At 56.3% G+C, this 12,692-nt stretch carries 12 protein-coding genes and 1 pseudogene; 8 read left to right on the forward strand and 5 right to left on the reverse strand.

Translation table 11 applies throughout. From position 1 onward, the window contains the following. Nucleotides 1-170 precede the first annotated feature (170 nt). The 5 genes from F4X08_04130 to F4X08_04150 all read left to right on the forward strand — a co-directional run bounded on the left by F4X08_04130 (nt 171) and on the right by F4X08_04150 (nt 5,152). The gene (locus F4X08_04130; protein MYD24987.1) at nt 171-803 is read left to right on the forward strand and encodes a hypothetical protein; all 633 of its coding nucleotides are present in this window, start codon (nt 171-173) and stop codon (nt 801-803) included. A 121-nt stretch (nt 804-924) separates the two neighbouring features. Then, nucleotides 925-1,830 carry a hypothetical protein gene (locus F4X08_04135; GenBank protein MYD24988.1) on the forward strand — a complete coding sequence of 302 codons (906 nt, stop codon included), beginning with the start codon at nt 925-927 and terminating at the stop codon, nt 1,828-1,830. Between the two features lie 127 nt (nt 1,831-1,957). Further along, a complete protein-coding gene (locus tag F4X08_04140; GenBank protein MYD24989.1) occupies nt 1,958-3,061 on the forward strand; it encodes an ABC transporter substrate-binding protein in 1,104 nt (367 codons plus the stop codon). Further along, entirely contained in the window at nt 3,001-4,188 is a 1,188-nt protein-coding gene (locus F4X08_04145) for an ABC transporter substrate-binding protein (protein ID MYD24990.1), read from the forward strand. The genes F4X08_04140 and F4X08_04145 overlap by 61 nt, the downstream gene beginning before the upstream one ends. A gap of 49 nt (nt 4,189-4,237) precedes the next feature. Continuing rightward, nucleotides 4,238-5,152, forward strand: a complete 915-nt coding sequence (locus tag F4X08_04150; protein MYD24991.1) for a phytanoyl-CoA dioxygenase family protein — start codon at nt 4,238-4,240, stop codon at nt 5,150-5,152. Nucleotides 5,153-5,202: 50 nt separating this feature from the next. On the opposite strand, the gene F4X08_04155 is transcribed toward F4X08_04150, so the two are convergent. Beyond that, nucleotides 5,203-6,663 (reverse strand): sulfatase-like hydrolase/transferase, encoded by a 1,461-nt coding sequence (locus tag F4X08_04155; GenBank protein MYD24992.1) that lies wholly within the window; start codon nt 6,661-6,663, stop codon nt 5,203-5,205. Between the two features lie 235 nt (nt 6,664-6,898). Then, complete coding sequence (locus F4X08_04160) at nt 6,899-8,020, reverse strand: DUF3500 domain-containing protein (protein ID MYD24993.1); 1,122 nt, start codon at nt 8,018-8,020, stop codon at nt 6,899-6,901. A gap of 170 nt (nt 8,021-8,190) precedes the next feature. Between F4X08_04160 and F4X08_04165 the strand changes: the two genes are divergently transcribed. Then, the gene (locus tag F4X08_04165) at nt 8,191-9,243 is read left to right on the forward strand and encodes a phosphotransferase (GenBank protein MYD24994.1); all 1,053 of its coding nucleotides are present in this window, start codon (nt 8,191-8,193) and stop codon (nt 9,241-9,243) included. Nucleotides 9,244-9,847: 604 nt separating this feature from the next. On the opposite strand, the pseudogene F4X08_04170 reads toward F4X08_04165, so the two are convergent. Continuing rightward, nucleotides 9,848-10,021, reverse strand: a pseudogene (locus F4X08_04170) (5-(carboxyamino)imidazole ribonucleotide synthase). 109 nt (nt 10,022-10,130) lie between these two features. Between F4X08_04170 and F4X08_04175 the strand changes: the two are divergent. Further along, nucleotides 10,131-10,322, forward strand: a complete 192-nt coding sequence (locus tag F4X08_04175) for a hypothetical protein (protein ID MYD24995.1) — start codon at nt 10,131-10,133, stop codon at nt 10,320-10,322. 66 nt (nt 10,323-10,388) lie between these two features. Beyond that, nucleotides 10,389-10,943 (forward strand): gamma-glutamylcyclotransferase, encoded by a 555-nt coding sequence (locus F4X08_04180; GenBank protein MYD24996.1) that lies wholly within the window; start codon nt 10,389-10,391, stop codon nt 10,941-10,943. Nucleotides 10,944-10,998: 55 nt separating this feature from the next. Here the strand turns inward: F4X08_04180 and F4X08_04185 are convergent, their stop codons facing one another. Beyond that, nucleotides 10,999-12,147: a 5-(carboxyamino)imidazole ribonucleotide synthase gene (locus tag F4X08_04185; protein ID MYD24997.1), complete on the reverse strand. Its 1,149-nt coding sequence runs from the start codon at nt 12,145-12,147 to the stop codon at nt 10,999-11,001. Nucleotides 12,148-12,161: 14 nt separating this feature from the next. Beyond that, nucleotides 12,162-12,665: a 5-(carboxyamino)imidazole ribonucleotide mutase gene (purE, locus tag F4X08_04190; GenBank protein MYD24998.1), complete on the reverse strand. Its 504-nt coding sequence runs from the start codon at nt 12,663-12,665 to the stop codon at nt 12,162-12,164. Nucleotides 12,666-12,692 lie beyond the last annotated feature (27 nt).

Here is a 12,692-nt window from a genome sequence, read left to right on the forward strand (position 1 = left end):
TGTTGCCACAAAAGCTTACATCGCAAATCGCAGTCGGTACCGTCTCAGGGCCTTATCGGTACGAGAAAGTTAACGACGAATACCGGCATGTCCGGCCCGTCGAATGGAAACGAACTGATATACCTCGCGCGACGTTCGAGCAGGATCTACTCTATTCATTTGGCGCTTTCATGACAGTTTGCCAGATTGCAAGGAATGATGCCGCGAAACGCGTCGAAGCTGTTCTCAAGGGAGACAAAGACCCCGGACCAACTGTACCAATAGTAAAGCCTGTGAGTGGGTCGGAGGACGGTAGTGATCAACCAGAAGCAAGTTCCGATCTCATCCAACTGGCAAATGATCAGATAGTGGCACAAATACAAGCTCGGTTTAAGGGTCATGCATTGTCTCATCTTGTGGATGCGGTACTTCGGGCAGACGGCTGGAATACGCGTGTTTCCCCGCCAGGTCCAGATGGGGGAGTGGATATATTTGCAGGGCGTGGGCCGCTAGGGTTAGATGCCCCATATCTGTGCGCACAGGTCAAATCACAGGATTCACCAGCAGACGTAACAGTTTACCGTACTCTACAGGGAACAATGCAGACCTTTGATGCTGAACAAGGGTTGCTTGTATGTTGGGGGGGATTTAATAAAGCTGTTCTACAGGAATCAAGACAGGGTCACTTCACGGTTCGGCTTTGGGACAGCCGTGACCTAGTTCAAGCGATCTATCGTAATTACGAAACGTTACCGGCGGAAATCCAGGCGGATCTTCCATTGAAGCGAGTATGGATGCTTGTTGTCGAGGAACCAGAAGAATGATTGCTAGCGTCACACATATATCAAGTGGAAAATGACTAGAGAATGAAGTGGTTTGTTAAAGCGTATTGGTTTTATGCCCTGGTGTAGTTACACTTCGAAACAAAATGTATAGCCAATAAGTATGAGTCTACCAGAACGTTATTTCCCAATGAAATGTGGATCTATTATACGCGATCAAGAAGGGCAGTTTTGGTGGACTAACGACGTTGGCAATCAGGAATTGAATCGTGATGAAGCACGTAAAAAACTATGGAATTACATTCCGTATACAAAGAACCGTACTCACGAATTTGTGTATGGACCTATAGGGGATCAGTGGTTTGGCCACAGGGAGTATTTTGAATCTGGTAAGTCCTTTATTCAAGTTGGCCGAAATGAAATCTCCAGCGATTGGGAAAAACACATAAACTGGCTTGATCCTGAAAGAGATTTCCCAATTGTATTCAACTTCCTTCACGGAATAGAGCTTACACTAAAGGCTTACATTTTGTTCAAAGACGAGAGATTACTACCTATTGATCTAAAAGAAACATACGGACACAATATCCCAAAACTGATGCTTGATGCGAAATCCCTAGGTCTTGATTTACCTCGTCCAACTATCCTACCAATTATCGTTGAACCAGAAGGTGCCGAAGATGAGGAAAACTCGCAGTCGCGAACTCGATCGGAAAGTTGGATCGAACGTTTTTTCGGCCCCGCCTTGTCCGAGTGTGAACGGTATTTTGACTATTCTGTAGGAACGAACATTGATTGGTACACACAGAAAGGAACAGAATACCCTATTGCGACAGTTGTCACACAAGTACATGGATACATAGTAAACATCGCAGAACTAGCTTTCCAACTATTGAACCACGTGCTAAAGTCTGATTGTTTTTTTGAAGTCCATAGAAGAATAAAACATAACAATATAGAAGAATGGATAGCAGAACTACATGCAATGAGGCAGAAATTCAGACCTACCATAGATGAAATTGTCAATCAGTTTAGCGAAGCAGATGAATTTGAAACTGATTCCGGTTGAGGTGATGTGCTAGTTAAGAGTTGGTGTTCCTGGTAAATTGAACACTGGCTACAACTCTACGGAGCAATAAGCAGTTCAGTTACTATGGTCTTTATATAACATTACTGTGAACTAGGTAGGCATCAGCATGAATACGGTTTTCAATGTCGGTAGAACTGTCTTAGCCACTATTGTCTCTCTATCTATTCTGCCTTATGGAACTAACACCACCCAAGCCCAGACGATCACCGTCGTCAGCTTCGGTGGCTCCTACTCCCGTGCCTGTGAGAAGGGCTACCATGAGCGGTTCGAGGCGGAAACGGGTATCAAGATCAACTTCGAGGACTACAACGGCGGGCTGGCGCAGATCCGCGCGCAGGTGGACGTGGGAAACGTATACTGGGACGTAGTAGACCTTAATGTGGCCGAACTCGTCCGGGGTTGCGATGAAGGATTGCTTGTTCCAATCAGCATCGACGATTTTTCTCCGGGTGCCGATGGCACGCCAGCCGTGGATGACTTCGTTGAGGGTACAATCTCGGAATGCGGCGTGACGACCCTTTTCTTTTCGACGGTAATCGCGTACAACGACGAACGCATCGGCGACGTGAAGCCGAAGACCGTCAACGACTTCTTCGACCTGGAGAAGTTCCCGGGCCGCCGGGGCATGCGGCGGGTTCCGCGGGTCAATCTCGAATTCGCGCTGATGGCGGACGGGGTGCCGCTGGACAAGGTGTACGCCACGCTGGACACCGAGGAGGGCATCGCCCGGGCCTTCCGCAAGCTGGATACCATCAAGGAACACATCATATGGTGGGAGACCGGGGCCCATCCGCCGCAGTTGCTGGCTGACGGCGAGGTGGTGATGACCACGGCCTACAACGGGCGCATCTTCAACGCCCAGGTGCTGGAGGATCAGCCTTTTGTCATCGTCTGGGACGGCCAGGTCCTGGATACGAGCGGGTTCGGCATCGTCGAAGGCACGCGCAACCTCGAATCCGCGCTTCGGTTTTTCGACTTCGCCGCCACGGCGGAGTCCATGGCCGGCCTCGCCCGGTACATCGCCTACAGTCCGACGCGCCGTTCCGCCATGCCCCTGATCTCGACCCACGCCGAGACGGGTGTGGACATGAGACCGCACATGCCCACGACTCCGGAGAATGCGGCGCGCGCGCTGCACAACGACTGGGAATGGTGGAGCGACAACGGCGAAGAGATGAACGAGCGTTTCAGCACTTGGTTGGCGAGGTGAAGAGAGAAGACCGTATACCGAGCAGTTCCTCCATGATTCGTATAGTCCTGTCGGCCCTAGTGGTATTGGCCTGGCTCTCCGCATATCCCCCGGACCAGGTATCCGCACAGAACCAGACGATCACCGTCGTCAGCTTCGGCGGTTCTTACGCCCGGGCCTGCGATAAAAGCTACCACGAACGGTTCGAGTCGGAAACAGGCATAGGCATCAACCTGGAGGACTACACCGGAGGATTGGCGCAGATCCGTGCCCAGGTGGAGATGGGTAACGTGTTCTGGGATGTAGTCGATCTGAATATGCCCGAACTCGTCCGGGGTTGCGACGAAGGGCTGCTTGTCCCTGTTCACATCGACGACCTGCCAAAGGGCGCCGACGGCGCGTCCGCAGCGGATGATTTCGTCGAGGGTACGATCACCGACTGCGGCGCAACCAAGTTGTTCTTTTCGAGGATGATCGCGTACAACGACGAGCGAATCGGCGACGTGAAACCCACTACGATAGCCGACTTCTTCGATCTGGAAAAGTTCCCGGGTAGACGGGGAATGAAACGTTCGCCCGTGGCCAATCTCGAGTTTGCCCTAATGGCTGACGGCGTTCCGCGGGAGGATGTGTATACCACGCTTGACACCGAGGAAGGGGTACGCCGCGCGTTACGCAAACTGGACACGATCAAGGAACAGATCGTATGGTGGGAGACGGCTGCCCATCCCCCGCAGATGCTGGCCGATGGCGAGGTGACGATGACCACGGCAGCCAATGGACGTATTTTCAATGCCCAGGAGCTTGAGGGACAACCCTTCGTCATACTCTGGAACAGCCAGATTCTGTATACGAGCGGGTACGGCATCGTCGAGGGCACGCGCAACCTCGATGCCGCACGCCGGTTTCTCGAATTCGCCAGCCGGGCGGAGTCCATGGCCAACCTTGCCCGGTACATCGCCTACAGCCCGACGCGCCGTTCCGCCATGCCCCTGATCTCGACCCACGCCGAGACGGGCGTGGACATGCGACCGCACATGCCCACGGCCCCGGAGAACGCGGCGCGCGCCTTGCACAACGACTGGGAATGGTGGAGCGACAACGGCGAAGAGATGAACGAGCGTTTCAGTACGTGGCTGGCGCGGTGAGTTAACACTCCATCGCACGACCGACCACCGGTCCGGTGAGGAGACCTAAATGCCCCTTGCAATGACGCCCCAGCAGGCCCAAGACTTTGACGAGAAGGGCTTTATAGTTCTCGAGGAATTCTTCGACCAGGCCGAACTCGACCGGTTGCTTGCGGCCATCGACGAGGTGGGCGACCGGATAAGATCAGAGAAGGACCTGGGTCCCGATGACCCCTATGCCGTGCGCAACGCCCTGGCCCATCACGAGGCCTTTCTCGATCTCATCGACCACCCGCGCATGTTGCCCCTGGTGGTGGACGCGATCGGCTGGAACATCCAGATCCGAACTACGCACCTGGACTACCGGCCGCCCTATCCCGAGGACCTGAAGGACCGGATTTCGGGCGTCGGCAAGGGCGAAGACCACCAGGCGGGATACCGCAACGTCGGCTGGCATCCCGACCTGGCGAGCGACGACCTGTTCCTGGGGCCTTCCCTCGATGGGCGCCTGCCGTTCATGGAGATCAAGGTCTTCTACGTGCTCTACGACATGACCGAATCCAACTGCGGCAACCTGTGGCTGGTGCCGGGCAGTCACCGGCTCAGGATGGACGAACTGCGGGATCGAGATAACGGGACGGATCCGGAAGGGGCGGTCGAGCTCAAATTGCCCATCGGCTCGGCCGTGTTGTGGCGCACCGCGGTGTGGCACTGTGTCGGCCCCAACCTCTCGCGGAATACGCGCAAGATCATACACGTGGGATATCATTACCGCTGGCTTCGGCCGACCGATTACAACGAGCAGGATCCCGGACTCATCGAAAGAAGCTCGCCTGTCCGGCGGCAGCTGCTGGGCGCCCTGTCCCCGAAGGGCGACCCGATGGGACCGGACCCGGACTACCATCCCGCGTCCCGGCATTGGATGTCGGAAGACAAGGACGACGTACCGCTCCGCGAATGGGCCGAGCGCATCGCCGAAGGTTAGTTTCCAGTTCCCGCTTCGAGAATAGCCCGGGTTAATATGCAGGGCCCTGCCTAATACGCCCCCTTGATTCGCCCGAACCATCCGTGCAGTGGATCACCCATTTTCTCCATGTAGCGATCCATCCGACCCATTAAATCCTGTCTTACAGTTTCATATTCCGGTTCCCCGTACACGTTGTCGAGCTGGTAGGGGTCGCGCAGCAGATCGTACAGCTCGCCGGGATCGGCCGAATTAAAGGTGAACTGGTGGGTTCGGGTGCGGACCATGCGCTGATTGGCGACGGTGAAGTGGCGGTCGAAGACGCAGTAGACTTCTTCGCGCCCATTCGCAAAGGGGCGTCCTTCGATGGCCTGGAGAAAGGATTGGCCATCGAGATCGGCGGGCACTTCGACACCCGCAGCGTCGAGGGACGAGAGCATGATTTCGTGGAGGTAGACGAACTCCTCGCAGGCCGTGCCGGGCGCATGACAGCCGGGATGGGCAATGACGAGGGGGATGCGGTAGATCTCGTCGTACATGAATTCGCCCTTCTCGATCAGCTTGTGCGCGCCGAGGCAGTCGCCGTGGTCGGCGGTGTATACGATGATGGTGTTGTCGAGTTCGCCCAGTTTCTCCAGGTGCGCCACGACGCGTCCCACCATGTCGTCGAGGAGTGTGCAGTGCCCGAAATAGCGTGCGCCGATTTCCTGGAATCCTTCCCAGCCGTAGTCGCCCAGCCCCCAGAGGTTTTCGATGAGCTTCTGGCGATAGGGCTTCTTCTCGAAGGTCTCGGCGTACCCCGGATGCTCGGGAATGGACTTCGGGTCGTACATGGAGAAGTACGGCTCCGGGACCAGCGAAGGGCTGTGCGGACCCCAGAAATTGGCCCACAGGAAGAAGGGTTCCTCGCCGCCGGCCACCTCGTCGAGCACGCGGATGGCTTCCTCCGCGACGAAGTACTCGATGCACGACTCGACCGGCCCTTCGTGCAGGGCGAACATCTCCTGGCGCTGGTTCGAGGGATTCGTGCCGACGTAGCGGTGCGAAACCGTGGGCGGCGGGTCGAACCCCTTTTCCTTGAGGTAGTCGGCGTAATGGTTGTGGCTGCTCAGGCTGCCGCCGAACTGCAGGCCGGGAAGCAGGTTCCCCCCGGGGAAGCCATAGCCCATGAAGTCCTTGCCCGTGAACCCGTAACCCGTCGGGCCGGTCTCCTGATCTACGTGCCACTTGCCGGCGTACCCGCAGCGGTAACCTGCATCCGACAGGTAGTGGTTGATGCAGCGTACGCCCTCGCGCAGACACAGGCCGTTGGCCGTCACCCCATGATTGTGCGGATAGAGGCCCGTGTAGAAGGAGGCGCGGGCCGGCGAGCAGATCGCCGTCGGCGTGAACGCCCAGTCGAAACGCACGCCCCGCGCGGCCAGGGAGTCGATGTTAGGCGTACGGCACACCTCGTTCAGCCCGTAGCAACTCACCGTGTCTAGCCGTTGCTGGTCGGACATCAGGACGACGATATTGGGTCGCTTGGGCAATGGGTGCTCCTCTCTGTACGATATTCAGTGTTCCAATTGATGAAGTTCAAGCAATGAACTTAAACCAGTTGTCACGGTCAAGGATGCTCACTCATACTGGCTTCCACTATAACAATACTCCTGACTCTTCTGCAATCGAGGGAGATTTAAACCAGGATGAGTATATGGATGAGGCGGTGGAGACGCTGCGGGGGATGTTGCAATTTGGCTTGACCTAAGAACACGCTCGCAGAATTCACTCGGTCCCAATCCATGCGGAACCGTAGTCGTTATCCATCTCACGATACATGCTGTGAACGTGATCTGCGGTGTCCTCGCCGTTCTGAACCGCATATTCGAGTACGATGGACGGGCCGGTTACGCGGAAATACGCGGCGCCCGGGACATCCTGCCGTCCCCACCATCCAAAGTACGTGTCCTCGATTTCGGCCACCACGACTTTCATTTTCTGCGCATAATCGTCACTGTTCATAAAACCCAGACGGGCCTCAATTACATCCAGGAACAACGTTTTCTGCAGGGCGGTCAGTTCGCTTCCCTTGATGCCTTCCGGCGCAACGGTAACACCATACTTCCCCGGGCCCAGAAGGAGGTCGATGGGCCGATCTGAACGCACGGCTTGTCCTTTCTGTTCGTCCGTAAGGCTTTCCATCAACGCCTGTACCGCCGCTGTTTCCCTTCGCGTAACGAAGATGTCGTCACCGTCAAGGTGCAAGTGCAGCGGTTGGCCACCCGTCAGCATGGGTGAAAAGGAAACGTTCGGTCCGAATACGGTGGCGTTTATGGCGAGATGGTGCCCTCCGAACTGAAACATCCAGGGCTCAGTTGTGGACGGTTCACCGAGAAAAGCAGCGGTAAAATACCTGCTGCCATACTTCATGACGCCGAGCACGTCTCCAGAGACCAGCAGGTCTTCCGCGGCCAGTTGATGCGTGATGTTCTCCATGCCGGCTTCACTCAGCAGTTCCCCAAGAAGTTCATCCAGATTCGCCCGCTGTGCTTTAGAGAGCACACCGAGCATTACACCTCCTCGCGGAACCATGCCCTCGGGTAAGTTGGACCAGTTCGAGCGCTGTGCGTTATCGGTAAATCGGTATGTCGCTGCCTGTCTTTGACTGTCGTCCAGCGAATCCAGCAAGAGCCTTGCAGCTGCCACGATCGCCTCGGTTTTTTTGTCTGCAACAGGGACCTCGTAATCGTTTTTGAACTTGATTTCTACCGATGAGGGGCCCGTTCCAAAGAAAATCCGCGTCCCAACATCCGGGCGAAACAACAGATAGGCGAAAAACGCGGCAACGACCATCATTGCACCGAGAAGGCAAATCAACACACGATTCATGAATCCCGCCTTATTCATACATTCCTCAGATAGATGTGCGGGGTCCGGCACATCTCGTTCTGTCCGAAGCAACTCACCAGGTCGAGCTGTTGCTGGCCGGACATCAGGTCGACGATATAGGATCGCTTAAGCAATGAAATTAAACTTGTTGCCATGGTCAAGTTTGCTAACTCATATTGGCTCCCATCATGAACAGTACATTCGACTCTTCCGCATCTGCCGGATCAACGGAGCAGTCCTGTGCCGCTGTCGCCACTTTCCTGGTGGATCATTACGGCCTGGCTCCACCCGTGGATGTACGCGAACTGGAGGCCGGGGCCAACAGGAACTTTGTCATTACCTCGCAGGATCAGCGGTACGTCTGCCGAATCTATACCGACCACGATTTCTACGTCCGCAATCCCGAGGCCTACCGGTACGAGCTCGACCTGCTGGCATATCTGATAAACCACAAACTTGCGGTACCTGAACCGGTTAAGCGACTGGATGGACAACGGCTGAGTGTTCTGGATGCTGAGTCAGGCCGTCCCGCCCCCTGGCGCGACGGGGCCTGCAGCGCCCTGTTCCGCTTCTTCGAGGGCGAGGAGCACGTGACCTGGTATCCCGAAGTGAAGGAACCGGTCGTGACCTCCTTCGGGGCTGCGGTAGCTGAAATACACCAGCGGGCGGACCAGTTTCCAAAACCATACTGTCGTCATCATTTCGATCTGCAGTACCTGCTGGACGGCCCGCTGCAGACACTGGAATCCATCCTCAAGGAGCGGCGCGGCGAGGACCTGGCTTTCTTCAAGGATTACGCCGATCACATGCGCCGGCAGATCAGCGGACTGGGCAAGGGTAAGGACATCTACGGTCTCATCCACGCCGATCTGCACGTCGGAAACATCTTGTACCATCCCGACAACGGATACTGCATCCTGGATTTCGACCAGTGTGCCTTCGGCTGGCGGTCGTATGACGTAGCGACCTTCAAGTACAACATTATCGAGACGGTGCCCGACCATCTGACGGACGAGATTTGGCGCTGTTTCCTGGAAGGTTATAACCAGGTGCGTCCATTGACCCAGCAGGAGCTTGATTGCCTGCCGGTTTTCGCGAACGCCTGGACGTTATGGGATATCGGTGAGACCTTGGTGCTGGCTACGCAGTGGGGTGGTCATCGGCCGGACCTGGTCGAGGGAGATCTGTCTCAGGATGAGTACCTGGACGAGGCGGTGGAGACGTTGCGAGGGATGGTGTGAGAAGGATACCGAAAACCGTATTCATTTTACTGCTTTCTGTGGGTTATCCGTCGTTTACTGAGGCACAGAGTGTAGGAGACAGGCTTCGAGTCACTACGCCGGATGCTCGTTATGATGGTTACCTATCGGCACATGACTCAACCAGTTACAGCTTGATTCAGCGAGACGGTCATCATCTGCGGATTCGCCATGGCGAAATCGAATTGCTTGAGCGTCATGTGGGGACAAGGTCATACAGGACGGTAGGTTTCCTTGTTGGCGGGGGCATCGGGGTCGCGGCGGGCGTTGTATTAAGTCAAATCGCAGATAACTCCTGTGACCAGGGAACGGTATCTGATGATACCTGTGAAGGAAAACCCTGGGTCGATGGAAGGTTGGCTGCTTCGATTGGGGGTTCCAGTCTTGCAATAACCGGGTATATGGTCGGCGCGCTGATCAGGAGGGATGTCTGGAAGCAGACTTCCGTCCCAACATCCGGAAGTCTTCAGTTTTACCCTACAATAGAAGTCCAATTTGCCGATCAATCAGCCTGCAAGGTAGGTATCGGTCTGGCGGTGTCGTTCTAGTGTATGTCTGGCAACACAGTATTCAACCGATAGTAAGCTCACAGATTACTGCCCACGCACCTCCTCGCTTCCACCACCCTTTCCACCGCCTGCTCACGCGTGTCCGCCATAGCTGTCAAGTGCCCCATCTTTCGGCCTGGCCTGGCTTCCTGTTTCCCGTATAGATGTAATTTGACTTCAGGAATGTCTAACGCCGTTGCCCAGTCCGATTCACATTCGCACACAGATCTTCCAGCAGGTTGGACATGGCAGCTCATCAAGCCGATACCCGATCATCTAACAGACGAGATCTGACGTTGTTTTCTGTAAGGATGTATCGACGTGCGACAACCAACCCAGCAGGAACTGGACTGCCTTCCGGTTTTCGCGAATGCTTGGACATTATGGGATATCGGCGAGACGCTGGTGCTAACTACACAGTGGAGCGGTCACCGGCCGGACCTGATCGAAGGAGATCTGACTCAGGACGGGTATCTGGATGAGGCGGTTAAGACGTTGCAGGGGGTGGTGTGACTGTTCTTCTTACCAACTGAATTCCGATCGACCCAGCACGATAAACACCAAGAAACGAGGCCCAACATGACATTTGACTACTTCGCTTACGGCTCTAATATGCTGATTGAACGATTAAGGAATCGCTGTCTGAATCCCATGGAGATCGGGTGCGCGTACGCCGACAACAGGATCATTGAATTCAGCAAACTGAGTAAAAAAGACGGTTCCGGGAAAGCTACGCTTCGTTGTCAGGCCAGTCACCGAACTCCAGGCGTGCTGTTCAGAATTCCAATAACGGAGCGTAAGAAGCTTGACTGTTTCGAAGGGGCCGGAAAAGGAGGAGGTTACATTCGATGCGATAAATACCCCGTTAAACGAACCGATAATAACGAAACCGTCTACGTGGCTACATATCTCGCCACGATTCCCCGACCCAATCTCAAGCCCTACGACTGGTATCTAGCCCTCGTTATTGCAGGAGCGCTCAAGCACGGACTGGACGGTAGTCACTTGGAAATGTTACGGCGCGTGCCGTACTGTCCCGACACCGACTGTAAACGTAAGGAACGACGTGAGGCGATGGATGTTCTGGACGACGCAGGGTTCTCGGACTATCGGTGTCTTCTAGGCCCGGCTTGACGCAAGTCATCGAAGGTAATTGGTTAAGGGTACCGAGTAATCCCAACGTCTGGAGTCAACGCCTCAATCTTCTCCTCCCCTCCACCACCCTTTCCACTGCCTGTTCCCGCGTATCCGCCATCGCCGTCAAATGTCCCATCTTTCTCCCTGGCCGGGCTTCCTGCTTCCCGTACAGATGTAACTTTACCTCCCGCGTGGCCAGGGCTTCCACCCAGTCAGGTTCGCCATTTGCCCACAGATCTCCCAGCAAGTTGGCCATGGCCGCGGGCCGGGGCTGATCGGTCGATCCGAGAGGTAGTCCGCAAACGGCGCGGACCTGCTGCTCGAACTGGCTGGTGACGCAGGCGTCGAAGGTGAAGTGACCCGAGTTATGGACGCGTGGCGCGATCTCGTTGATGATGAGGTTCTCTTCGTGGTCGAGGAAGTACTCGACGCAGGCAACCCCGACGACGTCTAGGGCTTCGAAGACCTTCCGCGTGAGATTCACGGCGGTGACGTTCACCGCGCCGGACACGTCGGCTGGGGCGGTCGTGACGTCGAGTATGTGGTTTGCATGCTTGTTCTCGACGGCACCGTAGTGCGCGAAATCGCCGGTCAATCCCCTCGCCGCGACGACCGACAGTTCCAGCTTAAAATCGACAAACGCTTCTAGCACCGCTTCCTGCCCCGCCATGGTCGTCCAAGCGTCGTCCACGTCATCAGCCGAATCGATCTTTACCTGACCCTTTCCGTCATATCCGAAACCGGCCGTCTTGAGCACGGCGGGCGTACCGATTTCCTCGACGGCCGCTGCCAGTTCCTTCCCCGACTTGACGTGACGAAACGGCGCGACCGGAAACCCGTGCTCCGCCAAAAAAGTCTTCTCCCGCAGGCGGTTCTGCGTCGTGTGGAGGACACTTCCTTTGGGACGAACCGGAGCGATGGACGATGCGGCGTCGACGCATTCGGCAGATATGTTCTCGAACTCCAGGGTGATGACGTCCACATCGGCGGCGAAGCGCTTCACGGCCTCCACATCGTCATAGGCGGCCACGACTTCGCGGTCTGCGACGTGACCGGTAGGCGAGTCGGATTCGGGCGAGAGGGTGTGGACGCGGTAACCCATGCGCCGGGCGGCGATGGCGATCATGCGGCCGAGTTGACCGCTGCCGAGGATACCGATGGTCGAGCCGGGGAGAACGGGAGCGTGCGTACTACCGGTCAAGTCATTGGTTCCACTCACGTCAGCTCGTCCCCCATGACCTTCCCGGTCTGATCCTCCCGATACTTCCTCAGTTTCTCCCGCAGGTCCGGCCGCGAGTTGGCCAGGATGGCCACGGCGAGCAGGCCCGCGTTCACGGCGCCGGACTGGCCGATGGCTAGGGTGCCCACGGGGATGCCGCGGGGCATCTGGACGATGGAGAGCAGGGAGTCCATCCCTTTGAGCGCCTTGCTTTCTACAGGCACGCCGAGTACGGGAAGGAGCGTCTGGGCAGCCATCATGCCGGGCAGGTGGGCTGCGCCACCGGCGCCTGCGATGATGACTTCGAAGCCTCGTCCCTCGGCCTCGGCCGCGTACTCGGCCAGCCAAAGGGGCGTGCGGTGGGCCGAGACGATCCGGCATTCGTGGGGCACGTCGAACTGCTCGAGCACCTCCTGGACGTTCCGCATGGTGTCCCAGTCGGACTTGCTGCCCATAACCACGCCGACGAGGGGATTGGAAGTGGGTTTGTTTTCATTCATGGATTCACCTCTTCAACGACAAGGGCA

The organism is Gemmatimonadota bacterium (assembly GCA_009841265.1).
Lineage (GTDB): Bacteria > JAAXHH01 > JAAXHH01 > JAAXHH01 > JAAXHH01 > JAAXHH01.

Bases quoted from the DNA above. Each gene is read 5' to 3' on its own strand.
- F4X08_04130 (MYD24987.1), top strand. From the start codon at position 171: ATGACAGTTTGCCAGATTGCAAGGAATGATGCCGCGAAACGCGTCGAA.
- F4X08_04135 (MYD24988.1), top strand. From the start codon at position 925: ATGAGTCTACCAGAACGTTATTTCCCAATGAAATGTGGATCTATTATA.
- F4X08_04140 (MYD24989.1), top strand. From the start codon at position 1,958: ATGAATACGGTTTTCAATGTCGGTAGAACTGTCTTAGCCACTATTGTC.
- F4X08_04145 (MYD24990.1), top strand. From the start codon at position 3,001: ATGGTGGAGCGACAACGGCGAAGAGATGAACGAGCGTTTCAGCACTTG.
- F4X08_04150 (MYD24991.1), top strand. From the start codon at position 4,238: ATGCCCCTTGCAATGACGCCCCAGCAGGCCCAAGACTTTGACGAGAAG.
- F4X08_04160 (MYD24993.1), bottom strand. From the start codon at position 8,020: ATGAATAAGGCGGGATTCATGAATCGTGTGTTGATTTGCCTTCTCGGT.
- F4X08_04165 (MYD24994.1), top strand. From the start codon at position 8,191: ATGAACAGTACATTCGACTCTTCCGCATCTGCCGGATCAACGGAGCAG.
- F4X08_04180 (MYD24996.1), top strand. From the start codon at position 10,389: ATGACATTTGACTACTTCGCTTACGGCTCTAATATGCTGATTGAACGA.
- purE (MYD24998.1), bottom strand. From the start codon at position 12,665: ATGAATGAAAACAAACCCACTTCCAATCCCCTCGTCGGCGTGGTTATG.